Annotated in this window: 19 protein-coding genes; 14 read left to right on the plus strand and 5 right to left on the minus strand. The window is 62.4% G+C overall.

The window, feature by feature from the left end; genetic code table 11:
• The first annotated feature begins 123 nt into the window (after positions 1-123).
• From SLW74_RS22355 to SLW74_RS22385, 7 genes are all read left to right on the plus strand, one after another.
• The gene (locus tag SLW74_RS22355) at positions 124-1,068 is read left to right on the plus strand and encodes a LysR family transcriptional regulator (RefSeq protein WP_369317842.1); all 945 of its coding nucleotides are present in this window, start codon (positions 124-126) and stop codon (positions 1,066-1,068) included.
• A gap of 232 nt (positions 1,069-1,300) precedes the next feature.
• Positions 1,301-1,681, plus strand: a complete 381-nt coding sequence (locus SLW74_RS22360; RefSeq protein WP_410930152.1) for a MerR family transcriptional regulator — start codon at positions 1,301-1,303, stop codon at positions 1,679-1,681.
• A 54-nt stretch (positions 1,682-1,735) separates the two neighbouring features.
• Positions 1,736-2,635, plus strand: a complete 900-nt coding sequence (locus SLW74_RS22365; protein WP_410930153.1) for a hydroxymethylglutaryl-CoA lyase — start codon at positions 1,736-1,738, stop codon at positions 2,633-2,635.
• Between the two features lie 690 nt (positions 2,636-3,325).
• A complete protein-coding gene (locus SLW74_RS22370) occupies positions 3,326-4,489 on the plus strand; it encodes an isovaleryl-CoA dehydrogenase (protein WP_410930154.1) in 1,164 nt (387 codons plus the stop codon).
• 16 nt (positions 4,490-4,505) lie between these two features.
• A complete protein-coding gene (locus tag SLW74_RS22375) occupies positions 4,506-6,113 on the plus strand; it encodes a carboxyl transferase domain-containing protein (RefSeq protein ID WP_410930155.1) in 1,608 nt (535 codons plus the stop codon).
• 17 nt (positions 6,114-6,130) lie between these two features.
• The gene (locus SLW74_RS22380; protein ID WP_410930156.1) at positions 6,131-6,982 is read left to right on the plus strand and encodes a gamma-carboxygeranoyl-CoA hydratase; all 852 of its coding nucleotides are present in this window, start codon (positions 6,131-6,133) and stop codon (positions 6,980-6,982) included.
• A complete protein-coding gene (locus tag SLW74_RS22385) occupies positions 6,982-8,958 on the plus strand; it encodes an acetyl/propionyl/methylcrotonyl-CoA carboxylase subunit alpha (RefSeq protein WP_410930157.1) in 1,977 nt (658 codons plus the stop codon). Before SLW74_RS22380 ends, SLW74_RS22385 begins: the two co-directional genes overlap by 1 nt.
• Positions 8,959-9,130: 172 nt before the next feature.
• Here the strand turns inward: SLW74_RS22385 and SLW74_RS22390 are convergent, their stop codons facing one another.
• Complete coding sequence (locus tag SLW74_RS22390) at positions 9,131-12,616, minus strand: indolepyruvate ferredoxin oxidoreductase family protein (RefSeq protein ID WP_410930158.1); 3,486 nt, start codon at positions 12,614-12,616, stop codon at positions 9,131-9,133.
• 211 nt (positions 12,617-12,827) lie between these two features.
• On the opposite strand from SLW74_RS22390, the gene SLW74_RS22395 reads away from it, so the two are divergent.
• From SLW74_RS22395 to SLW74_RS22405, 3 genes are all read left to right on the plus strand, one after another.
• A complete protein-coding gene (locus tag SLW74_RS22395) occupies positions 12,828-13,295 on the plus strand; it encodes an Lrp/AsnC family transcriptional regulator (RefSeq protein WP_065990584.1) in 468 nt (155 codons plus the stop codon).
• A gap of 468 nt (positions 13,296-13,763) precedes the next feature.
• Positions 13,764-14,303, plus strand: coding sequence for a DUF4880 domain-containing protein (locus tag SLW74_RS22400; protein ID WP_083233157.1), 540 nt, complete (start codon positions 13,764-13,766; stop codon positions 14,301-14,303).
• Between the two features lie 156 nt (positions 14,304-14,459).
• A complete protein-coding gene (locus SLW74_RS22405) occupies positions 14,460-15,602 on the plus strand; it encodes a M14-type cytosolic carboxypeptidase (RefSeq protein ID WP_410930159.1) in 1,143 nt (380 codons plus the stop codon).
• A 92-nt stretch (positions 15,603-15,694) separates the two neighbouring features.
• Here the strand turns inward: SLW74_RS22405 and SLW74_RS22410 are convergent, their stop codons facing one another.
• The 3 genes from SLW74_RS22410 to SLW74_RS22420 form a co-directional block, all read right to left on the minus strand.
• Positions 15,695-16,240 carry a cytochrome b gene (locus SLW74_RS22410; RefSeq protein WP_192131786.1) on the minus strand — a complete coding sequence of 182 codons (546 nt, stop codon included), beginning with the start codon at positions 16,238-16,240 and terminating at the stop codon, positions 15,695-15,697.
• Positions 16,237-17,322, minus strand: coding sequence for a catalase family peroxidase (locus SLW74_RS22415; RefSeq protein ID WP_410930160.1), 1,086 nt, complete (start codon positions 17,320-17,322; stop codon positions 16,237-16,239). The genes SLW74_RS22410 and SLW74_RS22415 overlap by 4 nt, the downstream gene beginning before the upstream one ends.
• A gap of 283 nt (positions 17,323-17,605) precedes the next feature.
• Positions 17,606-19,201 carry a lactate dehydrogenase gene (locus SLW74_RS22420; RefSeq protein ID WP_410930161.1) on the minus strand — a complete coding sequence of 532 codons (1,596 nt, stop codon included), beginning with the start codon at positions 19,199-19,201 and terminating at the stop codon, positions 17,606-17,608.
• A 246-nt stretch (positions 19,202-19,447) separates the two neighbouring features.
• Here SLW74_RS22420 and SLW74_RS22425 point away from each other — a divergent pair, with 246 nt between their 5' ends.
• Together SLW74_RS22425 and tspO are read left to right on the plus strand one after the other, a co-directional pair.
• Positions 19,448-19,693, plus strand: coding sequence for a hypothetical protein (locus SLW74_RS22425; protein WP_410930162.1), 246 nt, complete (start codon positions 19,448-19,450; stop codon positions 19,691-19,693).
• Positions 19,694-19,788: 95 nt separating this feature from the next.
• Entirely contained in the window at positions 19,789-20,229 is a 441-nt protein-coding gene (tspO, locus tag SLW74_RS22430; RefSeq protein ID WP_065990573.1) for a tryptophan-rich sensory protein TspO, read from the plus strand.
• Positions 20,230-20,234: 5 nt separating this feature from the next.
• On the opposite strand, the gene SLW74_RS22435 is transcribed toward tspO, so the two are convergent.
• Positions 20,235-21,440 (minus strand): MFS transporter, encoded by a 1,206-nt coding sequence (locus SLW74_RS22435; RefSeq protein ID WP_410930163.1) that lies wholly within the window; start codon positions 21,438-21,440, stop codon positions 20,235-20,237.
• Between the two features lie 105 nt (positions 21,441-21,545).
• Here SLW74_RS22435 and SLW74_RS22440 point away from each other — a divergent pair, with 105 nt between their 5' ends.
• Positions 21,546-22,094: a TetR/AcrR family transcriptional regulator gene (locus SLW74_RS22440; protein ID WP_192131794.1), complete on the plus strand. Its 549-nt coding sequence runs from the start codon at positions 21,546-21,548 to the stop codon at positions 22,092-22,094.
• Between the two features lie 91 nt (positions 22,095-22,185).
• Positions 22,186-23,469 carry a leucine-rich repeat-containing protein kinase family protein gene (locus SLW74_RS22445; RefSeq protein WP_410930164.1) on the plus strand — a complete coding sequence of 428 codons (1,284 nt, stop codon included), beginning with the start codon at positions 22,186-22,188 and terminating at the stop codon, positions 23,467-23,469.
• Positions 23,470-23,623: the final 154 nt, after the last annotated feature.

A 23,623-nucleotide genomic window follows, 5' to 3' on the forward strand; every position in this document is an offset into this window, starting at 1 on the left:
GTGAGCCGATGCTAGATCAGCGCCCCCCATTTATCTAACCTATTCTCGGCGTGTATAAACATTCATAACCGATATATGATTCGGCGCATTCCAAACAACAAGAACTGCACGAGGCGCACAGCAATGAACCTGAGCAAGGTCGATCTCAATCTCTTTATTGTGTTTGACGCCATCTACACCGAAGCCAATCTGACCCGCGCCGGTCAGATCGTCGGCATCACCCAGCCTGCGGTGTCCAACGCCCTGTCGCGCCTTCGCGAAACCTTCAACGATCCACTGTTCGTGCGCACCGCCCAGGGCATGGTGCCCACCCCGATGGCGCAGAACATCATCGGCCCGGTGCGCAACGCCCTGTCGCTGCTGCGGGTGTCGGTGCAGGAGAGCCGGATTTTCAATCCGCTGCAGGCCAACAAGAATTACCGCATCAGCATGACCGACCTCACCGAAGCGGTGATTCTGCCGGCACTGTTCCAGCGGCTGCGGCGCCTGGCGCCCGCCGTGACCATCGAAAGCTTTCTGTCCAAGCGCCGGGAGACGACCAAGGAACTCGCGGCGGGCCGACTGGATTTCGCCGTCGACGCGCCGCTGAATACCGACCCCCAGGTGCGCCACGTCAAGCTGATGGAAGACCGCTATGTGTGCGCCATGCGCCGGGGCCACCCGCTGGCGAACAAGGAGGCCATCAGCCTGGATGACTACCTCGGCGTCGCGCACATCCATATTTCCAGCCGGCGCAGTGGCTTGGGTTATGTGGATCTGGCGCTCGGAAAAATGGGTATTCAGCGCAAGGTGGCGTTGCGTTCGCAGCATTACCTGATGGCCTCGCAGGTGTTGCAGCAAACCGACATGGTGATGACCGTTCCCGAGCGCTTCGCCCGGCGCAATGACCTGCATTTCGTGTACCTGCCGGTCAACGACGTGCCGACCGTCGAAACCCACCTCTACTGGCACGAAAGCACCGATCAGGACCCCGCCAACCGATGGATGCGTGAGCAGATCATCGAGCTCTGCCAACTCGTTACCGCCCAGGAACGTAAATTGGGCAAGACCCTTGAAGCAGTGAAGTGAAGGTTCAGCGGCGCCTGCAGTCAATGTAGGACCGGCTTTAGCCGGGAAGAGGCCCGTATGAACACCATCCATTTTGCGGTGTCGCTGCTAGCCCTTTCCCGGCTGAAGCCGGTCCTACATTCAAAACGCCATCCTACGATTGGCAAAAGCTGTCCAGTGTTTGATAACACCCTTGACGTTAACGTAAAGCCCCACTTACGTTACGCCCAGGCCTTCCGTATCGAGCACTGCCATGACCGCCACCACCTACAGCATTTCCGACCTCGCCCGCGAGCTGGACATCACCACCCGCACCATCCGTTTCTACGAAGAACAAGGCATGCTCAGCCCCGAACGCCGGGGGATGGAGCGGGTATATTCGGCCCGTGACAAGGTCACCCTCAAACTCATTCTGCGCGGCAAGCGCATCGGCTTCTCTCTCGCCGAATGCCGCGACCTCATCGGTCTGTACGACCCCGACGGCGGCAACCACAAACAATTGAGCACCATGCTGGAAAAAATCGCCGAGCGTCGCGCGCAACTGGATCAGCAGCTTCTGGACATTCAACACATGCAACTGGAACTCGACACAGCAGAAGAACGCTGCAAGGCCGCACTGGAAATATCCAGCTGATTCAGTTGCATAGAAGAACAACTTAAAGCCAAATCTTTCAGGAACGATGCCGCTATGTCTCTCCCTCAACGTGTGCGTCTGGTTGAAGTCGGCCCTCGGGATGGCCTGCAGAACGAATCCCGCCCGGTCAGCGTCAGCGACAAGCTGCAACTGGTGCACGACCTCGCCGACGCGGGCGTCAGCTATATCGAAGCGGGCAGTTTCGTGTCGCCGAAATGGGTGCCGCAGATGGCCGGCTCCGCTGAACTGTTCGCCGGCATCCAGCCGAAGGAAGGCGTGACCTACGCCGCGCTGGCACCCAACCTGCGCGGATTCGAAGACGCGCTGGCAGCGGGCGTGAAAGAGGTCGCGGTATTCGCCGCCGCCTCGGAATCGTTCTCCCAGCGCAACATCAACTGCTCGATCAGCGAGAGCCTGGACCGGTTTGTGCCGATCATGGAAGCCGCGCGCCTGCACGGCATCAGCGTTCGCGGCTACGTGTCGTGCGTACTGGGTTGCCCCTATGAAGGTGACATTTCACCGAAGCAAGTGTCGTCAGTCGCCAACGAGCTGTTCGCCATGGGCTGCTACGAGGTGTCCCTGGGCGACACCATCGGCACTGGCACGCCGGGCGCCACCCGCACGCTGTTCGACGTGGTCGCCGGACAAATCCCCCGGGGCAAGCTGGCCGGGCATTTCCACGACACCTACGGCCAGGCGCTGGCCAACCTCTACGCCAGCCTGCTGGAAGGCATTCACGTGTTCGACAGCTCCGTGGCCGGCCTCGGCGGGTGCCCCTACGCCAAAGGCGCGACCGGCAACGTGGCCAGCGAGGACGTGGTTTACCTGCTGAACGGCCTCGGCATTGAGACGGGTATCGATCTGGACAAGCTGATTGCAGCCGGTCAGCGCATCAGCGACACCCTCGGTCGGGCAAATGGGTCACGGGTGGCGAAGGCACGTCTGTCGGCCTGATGTGCGACAACTTGTCACACAGTGTTACCCTGCCCGCCATCGCGTTCAGGGAAACGGGTAACACGGAAACACCTGGCGACAGATTCAGCAGTGAATCCAGGCCGGTGAAATCCGCAAAGCCCCGCAAACCGGGAACTCTGAAAAGTTGGCATGGCTTCTGCTATGTCTTACGTACAACAAAAATAACAAATTCAATCACCCAATAAAAACAAGATGTATCGGCTCTGACATAACAAGAACAACACGGACAGAGACGCAGCTAACTGATTTTTTTGGAGTGGATCGCTCTACTTGAGGCCTTGGCCTCACGACCGGACTGAGAACAATAAAACTGCGTTCAGGCAGCTACCAGACGAGTCGGATCGAAAGATCGAAGCGGATCAGCGCTCAAAAAAATACGTTTGCTCTTGGCCCCCGCTTGGGGGTCGCTCAGAAAAGCAAAAGAAGCTGGCTGCCAAAAACAACAACAGGCCACTTACTAATAAAAACGAGCATGCAATCGAACTTGAAGGGGAGCCCAGGCTCCCCTTCGTGCTATTCGTCATTCGTAAACCTCCCCTCCCGATTATCCCCAGCGATAGCACTTCATCGTCGTTGACATCACCACGACTGCAGGCTTACGTTAACGTAAAGGTGACGCAGTTTCTTTTCCCCCTGTCAGCCCTCCAATAACAACACGGGATGCAGTCCATGAATTACCCCACGCTCAATTTCGGCCTCGGCGAAACCCTCGACATGCTGCGCGACCAGGTGCGCGCCTTCGTGGCCGCCGAGCTTGCCCCGCGTGCCGCACAGATCGACAAAGACAACCTCTTTCCCGCCGACATGTGGCGCAAGTTCGGCGACATGGGCCTGCTGGGCATCACCGTCGATGAGCAGTACGGCGGCGCAGGCCTGGGCTACCTGGCCCATGTCATCGCCATGGAAGAAATCAGCCGGGGTTCTGCCTCAGCGGCACTGTCCTACGGCGCCCATTCCAATCTCTGCGTCAACCAGATCAACCGCAACGGCACCCCCGAACAGAAAGCCCGCTACCTGCCCAAGCTGATCAGCGGCGAGCACGTGGGCGCCCTGGCGATGAGCGAACCCGACGCCGGCTCCGACGTGGTCTCGATGAAGCTGCGCGCCGACCGTCGGGGCGACCGCTTCGTGCTCAACGGCAGCAAGACCTGGATCACCAACGGCCCTGACGCCAACACTTACGTGATCTACGCCAAGACCGACCTGGAAAAAGGCGCCCACGGCATCAGCGCGTTCATCGTCGAACGCGACTGGCACGGCTTCTCCCGAGGCAACAAGTTCGACAAGCTCGGCATGCGCGGCTCCAATACCTGCGAGCTGTTCTTCGATGACGTCGAAGTGCCGGAAGAAAACCTGCTCGGCGCGCTCAACGGCGGCGTGAAGGTGCTGATGAGCGGCCTGGATTACGAGCGCGTCGTGCTCTCGGGCGGGCCGGTCGGGATCATGCAGGCGTGCATGGACGTCGTCCTGCCTTACATTCACGACCGCAAACAATTCGGCCAGAGCATCGGCGAGTTCCAGCTGATCCAGGGCAAGGTTGCCGACATGTACACCCAGCTCAACGCCAGCCGCGCCTACCTGTATGCGGTGGCCCAGGCCTGCGAGCGCGGCGAGACCACGCGCAAGGACGCCGCCGGGGTGATCCTCTACGCCGCCGAGCGCGCCACGCAATTTGCCCTGGACACCATCCAGATTCTCGGCGGCAACGGCTACATCAACGAATTCCCCGCCGGACGACTGCTGCGCGACGCCAAGCTCTACGAGATCGGCGCCGGGACCAGCGAAATCCGCCGCATGCTGATCGGGCGTGAGCTGTTCAACGAAACCCGCTGACAGCGCCGGAGGCCCCATGACCACTCTGCACACCCAGATCAACCCGCGTTCGCCGGAATTCGCCGCCAACAGCGAGGCTATGCGCAAGCAGCTCGACGCGCTGCACAACCTGCTCGACCACGTTCAGCGCGGCGGCGGTGCCAAGGCGCAGGAACGCCACACCTCCCGGGGCAAATTGCTGCCCCGGGAGCGGATCAACCGCCTGCTGGATCTCGGCTCGCCCTTCCTCGAACTCAGCCAGCTCGCCGCCCATGACGTGTACGGCGAAGACGTCCCGGCTGCGGGGCTGATCGCCGGCATTGGCCGGGTCGAAGGCGTCGAATGCATGATCATCGCCAACGACGCCACGGTGAAAGGCGGCACCTACTACCCGCTGACCGTGAAAAAACACCTGCGCGCCCAGACCATCGCCCAACAGAATCGCTTGCCGTGCATTTACCTGGTGGACTCCGGCGGCGCCAACCTGCCCCGCCAGGACGAGGTGTTCCCCGATCGCGAGCACTTCGGCAGGATCTTCTTCAATCAGGCCAACCTGAGCGCCGAGGGCATCGCCCAGATCGCCGTGGTCATGGGTTCCTGCACCGCCGGCGGCGCCTATGTGCCGGCCATGGCCGACGAAACCATCATGGTCCGCGAACAAGCGACCATCTTTCTCGCCGGGCCGCCGCTGGTGAAAGCCGCCACAGGCGAAGTGGTCAGCGCCGAAGACCTTGGCGGGGCCGATGTGCACTGCAAGGTCTCCGGGGTGGCCGATCACTACGCCGACAGCGATGACCACGCCTTGGCGCTGGCCCGGCGCTGCGTGGCCAACCTGAACTGGCGCAAGCTCGGCCAGTTGCAGACCCGCCAACCCCAGTCGCCGTTATATGGGGATGACGAGCTGTACGGCGTGATCCCGGCGGACGCCAAGCAGCCGTTCGACGTGCGCGAAGTCATTGCGCGGCTGGTGGACGCTTCGGTGTTCGATGAATTCAAGGCGCTGTTCGGCACCACGCTGGTGTGCGGCTTCGCCCATCTGCACGGCTACCCGATCGCCATCCTCGCCAACAACGGCATTCTCTTCGCTGAAGCCGCGCAGAAAGGCGCGCACTTCATCGAACTGGCCTGCCAGCGCGGCATTCCGCTGTTGTTTCTGCAGAACATCACCGGCTTCATGGTCGGCCAGAAGTACGAAGCCGGGGGCATCGCCAAGCACGGCGCCAAGTTGGTGACTGCCGTGGCGTGCGCGAACGTGCCGAAGTTTACGGTGATCATCGGCGGCAGTTTTGGCGCGGGCAACTACGGCATGTGCGGCCGCGCTTATGACCCGCGCTTTCTGTGGATGTGGCCCAACGCGCGGATCGGCGTCATGGGCGGCGAACAGGCCGCAGGCGTGCTGGTGCAGGTCAAGCGTGAACAGGCCGAACGCAGCGGCCAGACGTTCAGCGCCGAGGAGGAAGCGGCGTTGCGCCAGCCGATCCTCGATCAGTACGAGCATCAGGGCCATCCCTGGTATTCCAGCGCCCGGCTGTGGGACGACGGTGTCATTGACCCCGCGCAGACCCGCGACATTCTCGGCCTGGCCATCAGCGCCTCGCTCAACGCCGCCATCGAACCGACCCGCTTCGGCGTGTTCCGGATGTGACCCGAGAGAATCGCCCCATGAATGATTTCGCCACCCTCGACATCGCCCTCGACCCACGCGGGTTCGCCACGCTCTGGCTCAACCGGCCGGAGAAAAACAACGCCTTCAACGCGCAGATGATTCGCGAGCTGATCATCGCCCTTGACCAGTTGCAGCGGGACGACAGCCTGCGGTTTCTGCTGGTGCGCGGACGCGGCCGGCACTTCAGCGCCGGTGCCGATCTGGCCTGGATGCAGGAGTCGGCCAACCTCGACTACAACACCAACCTGGGCGATGCCCGCGAGCTGGGTGAGTTGATGTACAACCTCGCCAAGTTCAAGGCGCCGACCCTCGCCGTGGTGCAAGGCGCGGCCTATGGCGGCGCACTGGGCCTGATCAGCTGCTGCGACATGGCCATCGGCGCCGATGACGCGCAGTTCTGCCTCTCGGAAGTGAAGATCGGCCTTGCTCCGGCGGTGATCAGCCCGTTCGTGGTGCAGGCGATTGGCGAACGTCACGCGCGACGCTACGCGCTGACCGCCGAACGTTTCGACGGCACCCGGGCGCGGGAGATCGGCCTGTTGGCCGAGTGTTACCCCGCTGCCGAGCTGGAACAGCACCTGGAACACTGGATCGCCAACCTGCTGCTCAACAGCCCCCAGGCCATGCGCGTCAGCAAAGACCTGCTGCGCGAAGTCGCCGACGGTGAGCTGACCCCTGCCCTGCGCCGCTATTGCGAGAACGCCATCGCGCGCATCCGCGTCAGCGCCGAAGGCCAGGAAGGTCTGCGCGCGTTTCTGCAGAAGCGCGAACCCGCCTGGCGCGGCGAGCCCCGCACGCTATCCCAACCGCTGCAAGGCCCGCGGCCCCCACAAGGAGAGTCGCACTGATGAGCGTCCCGCACATGCAACCACTGAATTCGGTGCTGATCGCCAACCGTGGCGAAATCGCCTGCCGCGTCATGCGCACGGCCAAGGCCATGGGCCTCACCACCGTCGCCGTGCACAGCGCGAATGACAGCAACGCGCGGCACGTCCGCGAGGCGGACATCGCGGTGAACCTGGGTGGCAGCAAGGCCAGCGAAAGCTACCTGCAAATCGACAAGCTGATCGAAGCAGCCAAAGCCAGCGGCGCCCAGGCCATCCATCCCGGTTATGGGTTTCTCTCGGAAAACGCAGGTTTTGCCCGCGCGGTGGAACAGGCCGGCCTGATTTTCCTTGGCCCGCCCGCCTCGGCCATTGACGCCATGGGCAGCAAATCAGCGGCCAAGTCGCTGATGGAAACCGCTGGCGTGCCACTGGTACCCGGCTACCACGGCGAGGCCCAAGACGCCGCGACCTTGCGCGAAGCGTCCGCCCGCATCGGCTACCCGGTGCTGCTCAAGGCCACCGCCGGCGGTGGCGGCAAGGGCATGAAAGTGGTCGAGCGCGACGAGGATCTGGCCGAGGCGCTGGCGTCCGCGCAACGTGAGGCCCAGTCGTCGTTTGGCGACTCGCGCATGCTCGTCGAAAAGTACGTGCTCAAGCCGCGCCATGTGGAGATTCAGGTGTTTGCCGACCAGCACGGCCACTGCCTGTACCTCAACGAGCGCGACTGCTCGATTCAGCGCCGTCACCAGAAAGTCGTCGAAGAAGCCCCGGCGCCGGGCCTGACACCGCACATGCGTCAGGCCATGGGCGAAGCGGCGGTGCGCGCGGCACAGGCGATCGGCTACGTCGGCGCCGGCACGGTGGAGTTTCTGCTGGAGGCCGGAGGCGATTTCTTCTTCATGGAAATGAACACGCGCCTGCAGGTCGAGCACCCGGTGACCGAAGCGATTACCGGACTGGACCTGGTGGCCTGGCAGATTCGCGTGGCCCAGGGCGAGCCGCTGCCGATCACCCAGGCCGAAGTGCCGCTGAACGGCCACGCGATTGAAGTGCGGCTGTATGCGGAAGATCCGGCCAACGACTTTTTGCCCGCCACCGGGACGCTGACGCTGTATCGCGAATCATCTGCGGGGCCGGGGCGTCGCGTCGACAGCGGCGTCGCGGAAGGCGACGAGGTCTCGCCGTTCTACGACCCGATGCTCGGCAAACTGATTGCCTGGGGCCAGACCCGCGAAGAAGCGCGCTTGCGATTGCTGGCGATGCTCGACGAATTCGCCATCGGCGGTTTGCGCACCAACCTCGGGTTTTTGCGCCGCATCATCGCCCACCCGGCCTTCGCCGACGCGGAGCTGGACACCGGCTTTATCCCTCGCTATCAAGAGGATCTGCTGCCAGCGGCCGAGGGTTTGACAGAGGAATTCTGGCAGGTGGCGGCGCAGGCATACCTGAGCACCGCGCCAGTGACGGTCAGAGCCGACGACGCCCATTCGCCCTGGTCGGCCCGCACCGGGCTGCGCCTGGGCGGCCCAAGCGAAGTGACGTTGCACCTGGCGTGTGGCGCAGAGTCTCGAAGCATGGTGTTGCGAAGTGACTCCCGGCAGGGCGTTCGGCTGAACGGCGAGCATTTGCTGATCGAGCAGGACGGCGTGCGCCGGCAGACCCTTGCGATCCGCCGGGCTGACACGCTTTACCTGCAATGGCAGGGCGATGTGCATGGGATCCGCCCGGTTGACCCGATTGCCGACGTGGATTCAAACCACGGCCACCACGGCGGCCTCACCGCCCCCATGAACGGCAGCATCGTTCGGGTGTTGGTCGGCGTGGGCGAACAGGTGCAGGTCGGCACTCCGCTTGTGGTCCTGGAAGCGATGAAAATGGAACACAGCATCCGCGCGAACACCGCCGGCACCGTGACAGCGCTGTATTGCAGCGAAGGTGAGATGGTCAAGGAAGGGACAGTGCTGGTGGAACTGGAAGCTGTGGTACAGGCCGAATGATCGGCTGCTGGCCGGCTGCAGTTATGTAGGACCGGCTTCAGCCGGGAAAGCGGCAGTGGGTACACCACACAATTGAGGGTGTTAACACCGGCCTCTTCCCGGCTAAAGCCGGTCCTACTAAGCGATGCATCCAGTGCGATAAAAGGAGGCCTGACCGGCCTCCTCCCTGTCTTTACGCCGCTACTTCATACAACTTCAGCACTTCAACCTCACCACTGACCAGGCTCTGGCGCATCCGTGCCGCCTGCAGTGCCGCCGCTTTCATCGCGCTTTCCTTGACGTGACCATAGCCGCGAATCCGCTCCGGCAGGCGCGCCAGATTCAGCGCGGTGTGCCGATTGCCGGCACTCAGGTGGCCAAGGATCAGCTCGATGTCGCCCACATACACATCAATCAACTCGCGCTCCTGTCGACGCTCGATGCTGCGGCCGAACGGATCGAGCACCGTGCCGCGCAGGAATTTGAAGCGAGCCAGCACGTCGAACGCCTTCAGCATCCACGGCCCGAAACTGCGTTTGCGCGGCACGCCGTTCTTCGAGTCACGCTTGGCGAGCCAAGACGGCGCCAGATGAAACTCGATGCGGTAATCGCCTTCGAACTGCGCTTGCAGCTGACGGGTGAAATCGCCGTTGCTGTACAGCCGCGCCACTTCGTACTCGTCCTTGTAGGCCAGCAGCTTGAAGTAGTTAAACGCCACCGCCTCGGTCAACGCAGGCGGCTGGCCCGGGAACAGCCGCGCTTCGGCCTCCCGCACACGGTCCACCAGCGTCAGGTACCGCTCGCTGAGCGCACCATTCTGATAGGCGATCAAACCGTGAACATTGCGCGTGACACGCTCCTCCAGAGTCAGGTACTCAGGGTCCGGCGTTGGCTGGGTCTGCGGATTAGCGGCCGCTTGCACCGCCGGGAGGTCAAACGCTGCACGACGCCCCCACAGGAACGCTTGTTGATTCAGATTGACCGCCACGCCGTTAAGCTCGATGGCCTTTTCGATGGCTGCAGAGGTCAACGGAATCAGTCCCAGCTGGAAGGCATAGCCCAGCATGAAGAGGTTGCTGGCGATGCTGTCACCCATCAGTTTGGTCGCCAGATCCGTCGCTTGCACGAAATGCGTTTTATCAGCGCCGACGGCTTCGCGGATGGTCTGCATCATCGCTTCGGCCGGGAACTCGGCGTCGGGATTGCGGGTGAATTCAGCCGTTGGCGTCTGCTGGCTGTTGATCACCGCATGGCTTTTCGCGCTGTTGAGCTTGGCGATGGCATCAGGGCCCGACGCCACCAACAGGTCACAGCCCAGCAGCAGATGCGCCTCACCGGCCGCGATGCGCACGGCGAACAGATCTTCCTGGCGCGCGGCGATGCGAATGTGGCTGACCACCGGGCCAAACTTCTGTGCCAGACCGGCCTGGTCGAGCACGCTGCACCCCTTGCCTTCCAGATTGGCCGCGTAACCCAGCATCGCGCCGACAGTGGTCACGCCCGTTCCGCCCACACCCGGCAGCAGAATGTTGTACGGCTGATCGAGGCTCGGCAGCGTCGGCTGCGGCAGCTCCGCGAAGGCCTGGGCCTGCTTGGGCAACTGTGGCTTGCGCTGTTTGCCGCCGTGCACCGTCACGAAGCTGGGGCAAAAGCCCTCGACGCAGCTGAAATCCTTGTTGCACGCGCTCTGATCGATTTCGCGCTTGCGCCCTTCCGGTGTTTCCTTCGGCAGCACCGACAGGCAACCCGATTTGACGCCGCAATCGCCACAGCCTTCGCACACGGCCGGGTTGATGATGGCGCGCTTGTCCAGATCGACCATCGTGCCGCGTTTGCGGCGACGGCGTTTTTCCGTGGCGCAGGTCTGGTCGTAGATGATCACCGACACGCCCTTGAACTCACGCAGTTCGCGCTGCACGGCGTCCAGGTCGCTGCGGTGGTGGAAGGTGGTGATCGGTGCAAACTGCTCGCGGCTCGGGTATTTCTCCGGCTCATCCGAGACCAGCGCAATGCGCTGAACGCCTTCGTTGAACACCTGCCGGCTGAGCTGATCCACCCGCAACACGCCATCGATGGGCTGGCCACCGGTCATGGCGACGGCGTCGTTATAGAGAATCTTGTAGGTGATATTGACCTTCGACGCGACGGCCGCCCGCAGCGCCAGGTGCCCGGAGTGGAAGTACGTGCCGTCACCCAGGTTCTGGAACACGTGGGGCGTTTCGGTGAAAGGCGCCTGGCCGATCCAGGTCACGCCCTCGCCGCCCATCTGGGTGAACGTCTCGGTTTCCCGGTCCATCCAGATGGTCATGTAATGGCAGCCGATACCGGCCAGGGCGCGACTGCCCTCGGGTACGCGGGTCGAGGTGTTGTGGGGGCAGCCGGAGCAGAAATGCGGGGTGCGCTGGGTGTTGAACAGCGGCGCGGCGAGGGCTTTTTCCTTGTCGGCCAGAAACTGCAGGCGTGCCTCGATTTTCGGGCTGCTGTAGATCGGCGCAAGGCGTTTGGCGATGACGCGGGCGATCATTGCCGGCGTCAGTTCAGCCAGGTTGGGCAACAGCGAGCGGCCTTCTTCATCGAACTCACCGACCACACGGGGGCGCTGATCCACCGGCCAGTTGTACAGCTGACCGGTGAGCTGATCCTCGATCACGCTGCGTTTTTCCTCGACCACCAGGATTTCGTCCAGCCCTTCCGCAAAGCCGTGCACTGACACCGGTTCCAGCGGCCAGCTCATGCCGACCTTGAGCACACGAATCCCCACCGAAGCGCAGAGGTCTTCGTCGATGCCCAGCTCTTCCAGGGCCTGCCGCACGTCGAGGTACGACTTGCCGGTGGTGATGATGCCCAGGCGCGGCTGTGGGGAATCGATCACCACCTTGTTGAGATTGTTGGCACGGGCGAACGCACGGGCGGCGTAGATTTTGTAGGTATTGAGCCGCGCCTCTTGAGCCAGGGGCGGGTCGGGCCAGCGAATGTGCAGGCCGCCTTCGGGAATCTGGAAGTCTTCGGGAATGTGCGTCTGGATGCGCAACGGATCGACTTCGACCACGGCCGAGGAATCGACGTTTTCGGCGATGGTTTTCATCGCCACCCAGCATCCGCTGTAGCGCGACAGCTCCCAGCCGATGATGCCGTAGTCGAGGATTTCCTGGACGTTGCTGGGGTTGAGCACCGGGATCATCGAGGCGATGAACGCGTGTTCGCTCTGGTGCGCGATGGTCGACGATTTGCAGCCATGGTCGTCGCCCGCGAGGATCAGGACGCCACCCTTTTCGGCGACGCCGGCCGAGTTGCCGTGCTTGAACACGTCGCCGCAGCGGTCAACGCCCGGGCCCTTGCCGTACCAGAGGGCGAAAACGCCGTCGTACTTGCCGTGGGGGAACAGATTGACTTGCTGACTGCCCCAGACCGCCGTTGCGGCGAGCTCTTCGTTGACGCCCGGCTGGAAATGAATGGCGTTCTGCTGGAGATAATCCTTGGCGTCCCAGAGGCTCTTGTCGAGGTTGCCCAACGGCGAGCCGCGATAGCCTGAGATGAACCCGGCGGTGTTGAGCCCGCGGGCTTCATCGCGCTGCTTCTGCAGCATCGGCAGGCGGGTCAGCGCCTGGGTTCCGGTCAGGTACAGATTGCCGGTTGCGAGTCGGTACTTATCGTCCAGACGAATATCAGCCAGGGACATTCAGGCACTCCTTTGTTTTTATTAGTGCGTTTTGAATGCGGCGCCAGCGGCATGTGCAGCCTTGCCAGCGCCTCGCCGTCAGGACGGTTCAGCCCGACGGTCACAGACAAAATACTGCCTGCGCGACAGAGGCTTTTTCTTCCTAAATCGACGCGAATCTGCTCATATCGTGCATGCCCGTTCCCGTTCAAGAATAAAAAAGGGTCAATTCATGCAGGTCAAGCTCAGCCCCATCGATCGCAAGATCCTCCGTCTGTTGCAGCACGACGCCAATCTGTCCGCCGCCGAGATCGCCGAGCGCGTCGAACTCTCGCAATCACCCTGCTGGCGGCGCATCAATCGTCTGGAAGAAGAAGGCATCATCGAGCGTAAAGTCGCCCTGCTCAACCCGGCCAAACTCGGGCTGACCATGACCGTGTTCGTCGACGTCAAGCTGTCCGGGCACGGGCGCAAGTACCTGACGGAGTTCGAGGAGGCGATCACCGGGTTTCGAGAGGTGCTGGAGTGCTACACCATGGCCGGCGACATGGATTTCCTGCTCAAGGTGGTGGTGCAGGACATCGCCAGCTACGAGCGTTTTCTGCGCGACCACCTGCTGCAAAGCCCCCATGTGCAGGAAGCGCATTCGAACATCGCGATGAGTGTGGTGAAGCGTACGACAGAATTGCCGATCGACTAGGCTGCCGATTTGCTGAGCTGCAGGCTGACGGAGAGTTGAAGGCAGAACGCGCCCATGGGAAAAACTCTTTTCACACGGGCGCGAAAAAAGCATTGACTCTCAAATGGGAATGATTATTATTGAGCGCAACCAGTCGTGAGACTGGCTGGTAACCCAGAAGCCTTAGGTCGGCTTCCGGATTATCTCCTCATCAGGCTAATCACGGTTTTTGACCCGGCTTATAGCCGGGTCTTTTTTTTATGCCCTTTTCGGGTCTGGGTTCGGTCGGGTGTTGCGTCTTCAGGCTAATGAAGAGGGTTCGACAGTGATCTGTCTTTTCGATGGCGCGCATCATAGCAAATGGAGCGAGCAATGCACCGTTGCCGCTGTCAAAAACTGACACATTCAGTAAAAAACACCCGTTAAAGATCCGAACGCACTCCCGTTGTTTTCCGCGACCGCCGCTATTCAAACAGTGAGCAATACGCCATGACTCAGCCGTTCGATTCGTTGATGACCGCCTCCACCGTGCCGCCTGCCCTGGGCGCGAGCGCTGAAACCGACCTGTACCGACGCCGTCTTCAGCGGTTGCCGCGCAGGGTTCAGCAGGTGTTTCTGCTGAGCCGCCTCGACGACTTTTCCTACACCGACATCGCCCAACTGCTTGATATCGACGCCACCGCCGTCGAACGCTGCATGACCGCAGCGCTCGAACGTTGTGTCAGCGAATCCGCCGAACATGACCCGGCCCGAGCCATTTTGCTTCAGGCCCTGCGCTGGTACGTGCACCTGCAAAGCCCCCAAGCCACCGCCAGTCAGCGCATCGAGTTCCGTCACTGGCTCGACGCCGATCCCCGACACCTGGCAGCCTTTCAAAACAGTGAGCAGTTCTGGCGCACGCTTCATGCACCCGCTGCGATTCTGGGCGCCAGTGGCTGGCATCGGCGCAAACCCCGCGCCTATGTCGGCTGGTTGCTGATGACGGTGCTGCTGTGCGGTCTGCTGGTGACTGCCGAGGCGTACAGCTGAGTCAGGCTCCGACCCTTTGGCGAACGAATCTGTCGCCGTGCCCCCGCTGGTTGCGTGTAAAGTAATTGTCATAACAGCCCAGTGAGGGAATCAGGCGCGGCCTGCATTACCTCCCGATGGTCTCGTAATGGCAGATCATGCAATCAGGACGCTCCCGTGACTCAAACCGCCCTTAATATCTCCGCCGATTTCGACAGCGGCAACATCGTCGTGCTCGACGCCAGCAACCCGAAAGCGGTGCAACTGGCGATTCGCCCTGACACCAAGAGCGCGCACTTCCAGTGGTTCCATTTCAAGGTCGACGGCCTGCAGATCGGCGAGCCCCACGGTTTCAGCCTGACCAATGCTGGCGCGTCGAGCTACAACGGCGCCTGGACCGGCTACAACGCAGTTGCCTCCTACGATCAGAAAACCTGGTTCCGCGTGCCGAGCCAGTTCGACGGCCGTGCGCTGAACTTCGAGCTGACGCCCAGCGAATCCCAGGTGTGGTTTGCCTACTTCGAACCCTATAGCCGCGAGCGCCACGACTGGCTGGTGAATGAAGCGCTGGACAAGGCCGGCACCGAGCTGCTGGCCACCGGCAAGAGCGTCGAAGGCCGGGACATCCCGCTGCTGCGCAAGGGCGACGGCGCGGCGGGCAAGCGCAACATCTGGATCATTGCGCAACAGCACCCCGGCGAGCACATGGCCGAGTGGTTCATGGAAGGCATTATCGACCGGCTGCAGGAAGACGACCCTGAACTGCAGGCGTTGCTGGCGTCGGCGAACCTGTACCTGGTGCCGCACATGAACCCGGACGGCTCATTCCACGGCCATCTGCGCACCAACGCTCAAGGCAAGGACCTCAACCGCGCCTGGCAGGACACGACCCCCGAGCTCAGCCCGGAAGTGTTCTTCGTCAAAACCCAGATGGAAAAATACGGCGTGGACATGTTCCTCGACGTCCACGGCGATGAAGAAATTCCCTATGTCTTCACCGCCGCCTGCGAAGGCAATCCGGGGTACACCGACCAGCAAGCCCGATTGGAAGCGGATTTCCGCGCCCGGTTGGGCGGCTTGACCCGGGACTTCCAGAGCAAATACGGCTATCCGAAATCGGCGCCGGGCCAGGCCAACATGAACCTGGCGTGCAACAGCGTCGGTGAGCGTTACAAGTGCCTGTCGCTGACGCTGGAAATGCCGTTCAAAGACAACGATGACGCACCGGATGTCATCACCGGCTGGTCGGGCCAGCGCTCGAAACAGCTCGCCCGCGATGTGCTGACCACGCTGGGGCAGATGGTGTCAGTGCTGCGCTGAGGCGTGAGCTGACTTTTATTACGGTCCAGAAACGCCATCGCCAGCGGGTTCGCGCCTGCTGGCGATGGCGTCAATCGCGGTGACGACAGGCATCAATCCCGCGATTTCCCCCTCAGCATGCTGTCCAGCACCTCATCCCTCCTCACCCAGCCGTGAAACAGTGCGGCAGCCAGATGCGCGAGAATCGTCAGGAAGAACAGGTACGCCAGGTAGGCGTGGGCCTTGCGCAGCAGCGCGAAGGTGTCCGGGTTGGCGGCAACGATGGACGGCAGCCGTACTGAACTGCCGAGCATGACCGGATCCCCGGCGGCGGAAATCATCGCCCAGCCAATCAGCGGCATCGCCAGCATCAGCGCATACAGCAGGTAATGCGACAGCTTCGCCGCCAGCGCCTGCACGGCCGGCAAGTCAGCCGGTAACGGCGGCGTCACCGTGGTCACACGCACAATGATCCTGACGATGACCAGCAGCAGAATCGCAATGCCCAAAGGCTTATGCAGGTTCAGCAGCCATTCATGGCGCTCGGACACCGACGCGACCATGCCGGCGCCGATGAACAGCATGGCGATGACCATCAGCGCCATCACCCAGTGCAGCAGGCGCGCCAGTGGGGCGAAATGCTTGACGGGCGTGCTCATGGCTGTTTCTCCAGGGCGGGTTCGGCTTTCAACTGATCGACTTCACTGGTGCGGCGCATGTAGGACGCGGCGTAGGCCGCCGATCGCGCGGCGAGCAACGGGTCATCCGAGCCTTCGATGCCACTGGGCAAAATCAGCGGGTCGTAATTGACGTCGCGGCAGTCGCCGTTCAACTGCGAGCTGTCGGCGTTGACCACCAAGGTCCCGGCGTCCACGGTCCTGTGCTCGCCGGACCAGGCTTTGGATGCGTCGTTGGTCGGGTCCTGGGGGTTGGCCAGGGTCAGCACCAGCTTCCAGCGTTGTGGGCCGCTGGCCAGTCTTTCGTTGAGGTCCTTGTTCAGGTACTCCTTGGCGTCGGGCGCAGGCGATGCATCGGTCGCCTCCGGCACCAGACTCCAGCGCACCGGCTGACGCTTGCCATCAGCGTTCACCAGCACGAAGGCGTTGACGCTGTTGTAGGTCTCGGTGACGAAACTGGCCGACGGCTTGGCGGTCTTGACCCACGCCAGAAACGGCTGGGCTTCCGGGTGCGCGGCGAAGAACGCCGGGGGTTTCGCCGGGTCGGGCTTGCCGGTCTTGGGGTCAGGTCCGGTGGCGATTTGCAGATCGATGAAGGCCTCAGGCGTGCCGACCGGGAACACCGGCATGCTGTTCATGCCGGTGCGCCATTGCTGGCCGTTGGGCTGGGTGAACTGCACGGCGAAACTGCGCAATGGCGCGGCGCTGTCGGGGGAATACGGATTGCCCGTGGGCACGGCCAGGCGGCCGATCACCGGGGTGCGCCCGCTGGCGAAGACTTCGGCTTTGGAGAGGCTGGCAGCGGCGCCGTTGCTCTCGAACACGCCGGCGACGCAGATGCCTTTCGGGTGGTTGCGACGGTAACCGGGATGCACACCGTTGTTGCGTTCGAAGACGTCAACCACCCGCGCCGGCGTCAGTCGCTGTGGGTCGAGGCTGCCATTGACGTAGGCAAACGCGCCGGCGGCGATCAGCACGATCAGGCCAATGCCAGCCAGACGCGCCAGTTTTTCGAGATTACTCAGCGGGGGCTTACGGGGATACGGTGGCTCACGGTCAATCATCGATAACACTCCGGGCTTCTAGCCTCTGGGGACAGCAACATGCTTGGCACGCTTTGTTTATAGCCGGGTGCTCGAATTTTGCCAGGCCCAGGTCTTTGAGCGCCTCGTTGCCGGAGCACGGCCAAAATCGAAGTGTGATCACGCTGGCCCCATCCCGGCTGAAGCCGGTCTCTACAAAGGCAGTTCATGCAGCCAGTGAAACCGGGTGCGAACTCGACTGTAGGACTGGCTTTAGCCGGGAAAGCGCCGGATGGCGCGCTGCGAAACCGAGGGTGTACCGCTATCAGCCGTTCAGCTTCGACGGATCACTCTGCAACAGGACCTTGGCATGAATCCCGGCCAGGGTGTCTTTCAGGGTCGACGTGCCACGGCCCTGCTTCGCCTCTTTGTCCTGTTGCAATGCCTGCTGCAGTACGCTGAGGAAACTTTGGGTCCTGGAGGTGGAGACCGGCGTGTGAGTGTCTTTTTCCAGGCGGCCCATTAAGTATTTGGCAATGCGCGTCGACTGGCTGGCGGACTGGCTCAGCGTCGCATCGACCAGTTCGCCTTTTTTATAGCCAATGCTGGCTTTGCTGCTGGCCTGATCGCTGACTTGGTAATACAGGTAGTTCTGGCTCGCGGGATCGGTGCTCAACGCCAGCTTCTGCCCGCCTGGCAGGGGCTTGTGATAACTGGCGGTGAGCTGAGATTGCTGGTCCTGGACGATGGTCCGGTTCAACTGGTCGCGTCCCTTGGATTGGGTGGTTTGCGACAGGGTGTAGGCGAAGGTGTCCAGTTCGCCGGGGCGTGCCGGGTTGCCTTCGACGCTCTTCTCGCTGACCGAGGCGCTGAAGTCGCCGAGGCCGGTCAACAGGCCGTGATCGGTGTCCGTCAGTTCGATCGAGCTCACCGTCTTCGCCGCCGTGGAGGCGCGGGTGTCAGGGTAATTGGAGTGCAGCGTTTTGAACGCGTCCTCGAACATCGATAGCAGTTGCGCGTCGCCGTCACCGCGTTTGCGCGCCGACTCGATCTGGCTGACATAGCCGTCCAGCGCTTTCGCCTGCTGAGCACTGTCACCCCGAATGGCCGCGTTTTTCAGGTCCACCGACAACTCAAGATTCCTCAGCGCGCCACTCATGCGCACCGAACGCTGGTCGGCGTCGGCGCGCAGTTCAAGGGTCTGGGCGCTGCCGTCTGCGAGTTTAAAACTGGTTTTCAAATCAACGGAAGCAAAGGCCTTCGAGTCGAAATGGGTCAAGGCGTCGAGCTTCAGGGTCGGCGGTTTGGCCGTCAGGCCGTCGATGGCCGACTGAAAACCGTCCGCCATGGCATTCAGCGCGTTGAGCTCGTCGTCGCTGAGGTCGCCCCCGCTCACCTGGGCCTGCACCGCCAGACCGTCGTCCTGACTGGAAAGGCTCAGCTCGATGGTTTTACCGCTGGCGGTTTTCAGCGTCAGGCTGATGCTGTTGGCCGGATTGCTGTGCAGGCGGTCCTGGGCGGCAGCGAGCTCTGCAGGCTCCAATGCTTTGCCGGTCGTCGAGCGCAGCACCGATTGGGAAATGTTCTGGCCGGTCTGCGCCAATTGACTGAGCAGCGTCGCGCCCAGGCCCTGGAAGCGACCGGCTGTGGCGGAAGTGCTGAAATTGCCCATCATCGCCAGCGAGACCTTGTCCTGCCGGGTGTACTCCCAGGCGGGCGGTACGTTGGCATCAGGCATCAGGCCACGGACGTTGTAGACCAACGGGGCGCTGACCTTGTCGTCCTGGCCGAGCATGACGACGGACGACGGCGTGGCGCTGGTGGTGGCAGCAGCGGCGTTGTCATTCAGCGCGACGGTGGCCGCCGGTTTGACCACTGGCATCAACTGGGCGGATGAGGTGACCGAAGCAATCGCTGACATGGCACTTCCCTGTTCAAGTGAGTAATAGACTTCCTGAACAGGGTGTCGGCGCGGGCTTTTGTAACTTGAGCGATACAAACATGGGGCAGTCCGTTAAAAGCGATTACGGCAAGCGCTGCCCTTTCACTATTTTGTTTCCGCTGGTGGGATCTGCGCCGTAACTCGGCCACAATACGCCCCGATCCCAGGCGCCAGGGCTTTATGCCTTTCGGTTCGCCGCACAACCCGCCACCCCAGGACTGAGCAATGCCCCAAGAGCGAATCGCTGCACTTCGGCTTCCCAAACCCATCCAGGGTGCGATTGACGATCTGGTGCGCGCGTTGAATGCCGCCACCACCAAGGAAGACCTCGAACGCGAGGCCTCCATGGAAATCAGTTTCATCCTCAGCCTGGAGACCAGCCGACGTCTTCGCCCGGCCGATGTAGAAACGCTGTACATGATCTTCGACGACGCCGTGCAAGAACGCCTCAGCCAATTGGGTCAAGACTGATCTGCACGCGCGCCGGATTTTTCCGGCGCATAAGCATCCAATGCCGAGACGGCCCCACGGCCCGCACTTCGAATGCTTTCAGCAAAGGACCCCCCATGACGTTTTATATCTTCCTCATCGCCTGCGCCGCGGCAGCCAGCACCGGCATCATCTTCAAACCGGGCAGCTGGTATGAATCGCTGCAAAAGCCACGTTTCACCCCGCCCAACTGGCTGTTTCCGGTGGCCTGGACGACGATTTATCTGCTGCTGGCCTGGGCCGGTTATCGCCTGACCCTGATCCCCGGCAGCGAAACCGTGCTGGCGTTGTGGGCCGCTCAGATTGCCTTGAATACCCTGTGGACGCCGGTGTTCTTCGGCGCCCACCGCATCATGGCGGGCCTGATCATCATTTCGCTGCTGTGGCTGGTGGTAGCCGCCATGGTCGTGCTGGGGATCCAGCTGGACCTCATCACCGGGCTGATCCTGTTCCCGTACCTGGTCTGGCTGACCGTCGCTTCGGCGCTGAATTTTTCGATTCTGCGTCATAACCGGTAACGCGATCAGGCGGTCCTCCCCCGGCCGGCCTGCTGAATCAGCAGTCCGGCCAGCGCCGACACCGCCAGCAAGACTACGACCCCGCCGTAGACATTGGTGGTGGTCACCAGCCCCGCCGTTTTGATCGACACGCCGGCCAGCAGCGCCGGAATGCAGAACGCCAGATAACTCAAAGCCAGAAAGGCCGCCATCAATGCGCCCCGTTCGTGGGCGTGGGCCAGGGGCAGCAACAGCCTCAGGGCGCCGAGAAAACTCGCACCGAAGCCGATCCCCGCCACCACCGCGCCGGTGAAGAACAGCCACAGCCAGCCCAGATTCACCGCCGCCAGAATCACTGAAACCCCGATTGCCAGAAAACTGCAGCCCACCAACAAGGCCAGCCGGGGCGCGCGCAAACGCAGGTTATGAATCGAAATCGCACCACTGATGGTCAGCGCTGCCACGGCAAAGCCGCCGTTGAGCACTGAGGTCGAGCCGGTCGCAGCAGTCAGCAGCGACGGTGCGAGGGACAGGAAAAATCCGCCCAGCGCCCAGGCGGCGATGTCCGCCGGCAGCACCAGCAGCAATGTCCCCCTGGCCTGTGCAGGTACGGCGAGCCGCGGTCGCAGGGTTTTCAGCACGCCCGGCTGCGGGGTCACCGTTTCAGCGACCCGCAACAGATACACCGCCTGACCCGCGAACGCCGCGAGGAGCAAGCCATAGGCCAGGCCCATGGGCAGCGGCGCGTACTGCACCAACGCACTGGTGCCGAGCGCCCCCAGTGCCATGCCGAACATCGGTGTGATGCTGTTGAGCAACGGCCCCTGCTGCGCATCGCTGTCGAGCATCGCGGCGCCCAACGCGCTGGTGGCAATGCCGGTCGCCACGCCCTGCAGCACCCGCGCAACGATCAGCCAACTGACGTCGGTGGCGGCGATGAACAGCAGCATCGCGACGATCTCCAGCAGCAGCCCGATGAATATCACCGGGCGTCGGCCGAGGTAATCCGACAGCGAGCCGAACACCAGCAGCGTCGCCAGCAGGCTCATGGCGTAAACGGCAAAAATCACCGTCAACAATACCGATGAGAAGCCCCACGCCTGTTGATAGAGGTGGTAAAGCGGCGTGGGCGCGCTGGACGCGGCGAAGAAACACAGCAGCACGAAAGCCAGAAAACCCAAGTGGCTCCGCCCCCGAGCATCGACTTGCGGGTTCTGCAAAGAATCAGACACGAGTACACTCTCCCGAAAAAGCACGCCACAAAAGCTATTAATTAGCGTTAGGAGTGTGCGAGCAGCGTCTGCTTAAAGCAAATACTTTGTGTTAGGGTCCGCAGCATGGCTATCAAAGAAGGCATTCGCACCGGCGGCCGCAGTGCCCGGGTGCAGACATCGATTCACGCAGCCGTTCGCGATCTGCTCCAGGAGCAGGAGCGTTCAGCCCTCAGCGTGCCCATGATTGCAGCCCGTGCCGGTGTCACGCCGTCCACTATTTACCGGCGCTGGGGCGACCTGACCTCACTGCTGGCCGATGCCGCTGTCGAGCGTCTGCGCCCCGACGAGCCGGTGGATTGCGGCAACCTGCGCGATGACCTGCGCACCTGGGTCGAGGTCTACCTCGAAGAGACCAACTCGGCCCCCGGCCGCGAGATGATGCGCGACGTGGTCTCCAGCAGCGCGACCCTGTGCTCGGGCAAGTGCCTGAATATGGTTCGCGATCAGCTGCAGATCATCATCGACCGCGCCCGGGACCGCGGCGAACAGAGTCCTTCGGCGGATGAACTGGTGGATGCCGTTGTCGCGCCCATGGTCTACCGCATTCTGTACGCCGAATCGGCGCCGTCCCTTGATCGCATGCACCAGTTGCTGGATCGCTGCCTGAGCTGAGCCTCTGCCCATGGTGCTCGCGGCCAAGCGAGCACAGGGCGCGACGACTGGGTATCATGGGCGCCCATTGACCACAGGCGCCCTTCCCCCCATGCACACCCTTGCAGACCTGCGTGCCGGCAAACTGGCAGGCATCACGCGGCTCAATCTCAGCGCCGACCTCGGCGAATTCCCCGAGGAGATTTTCAGCCTCGCCGATTCACTGGAAGTGCTGGACCTCAGCGGCAACCGGCTGACCGAACTGCCCGCCGACCTGCACCGGCTCAAGCGCCTGAAAATCCTGTTCTGCTCCAACAACCCGTTTACCCGCCTGCCGGAATGCCTGGGCCAGTGCGAGCAGCTGTTCTTCGTCGGTTTCAAGGCTTGCGATATCGCTGATGTACCGGCCGTCGCGTTGCCGCCCTCGCTGCGCTCGCTGGTGCTGACCGACAACCGCATCGAGACTCTGCCTGAAGCCATCGGCGACTGTGCGCAGCTGCAGAAGCTGATGCTCGCGGGCAACCGGCTTCGGCAATTACCGGCATCACTGGCCCGCTGTCAGCGCCTGGAGCTGGTACGGATCGCGGTCAACGATTTCCATGAACTGCCGCGCTGGCTGCTGGAAATGCCCGCGCTGGCCTGGCTGGCGTTTGCCGGCAACCCGCTGAACGACATCCACACCGAAGAGCCGATCCGGCAGATTCCGTGGCCGCAACTGGCGCTGCAACAGGTGCTGGGCGAAGGCGCTTCAGGGGTGATTCAACAGGCGCAGTGGCGCGCGGATGCCGACGCGTCGGCGCTGGACGTTGCCGTGAAGCTGTACAAAGGCGATGTCACCAGCGACGGCTCGCCGTTGAACGAGATGCAGGCCTGCATTGCAGCCGGGCGGCATGCTCACCTGATTCCCGTGCTCGGGCAGATTCAGGATCACCCGCAGGACGCTCGCGGTCTGGTGATGGAGCTGATTTCGCCGTCATTCGTGACCCTTGCGCGTCCTCCGACCCTGGAATCCTGCACCCGTGACACCTATGGCGGCACCCGGCTGAGCGCTTCGACCGTAAAGCGCATGGCCGCCGGGATCGCCGCAGCGTGCGCACATTTGCATGCCCATGGGATTAACCACGGGGACCTCTATGGACACAATATCCTCTGGAACGAGGGTGGTGACAGCCTGCTGGGGGATTTCGGCGCAGCGGCGTTCTATCCGGATGAAGAAACGGGAAGAAGGCTGGAGCGCATTGAAGTCCGGGCGTTTGGGGTATTGCTGGGGGAGTTGCTGGACGGTTGCGCAGAGAGCGATGCGCAGACTGCCCAGCTGCGAGAGCTGGAGCGGCGTTGCGTGCAGCCGGATGTGATGCAGCGGCCCGGATTTGCGGAGGTTGAGCGGCTATTCTGAACGCTGGCGTTTTGCAGTGCGGCCTCTGACGCCTTCCCGGCTAAAGCCGGTCCTATGTATGGACTCGCCCCCACATTCAACCTGCTTTTCGAACACTGCTACCCGGTTGCATCTATGTATAAGGCCTGTTCGAGGAAGCATCATCAGCTTCTGG

This window comes from Pseudomonas sp. W5-36, from assembly GCF_046540455.1.
Lineage (GTDB): Bacteria > Pseudomonadota > Gammaproteobacteria > Pseudomonadales > Pseudomonadaceae > Aquipseudomonas > Aquipseudomonas graminis_B.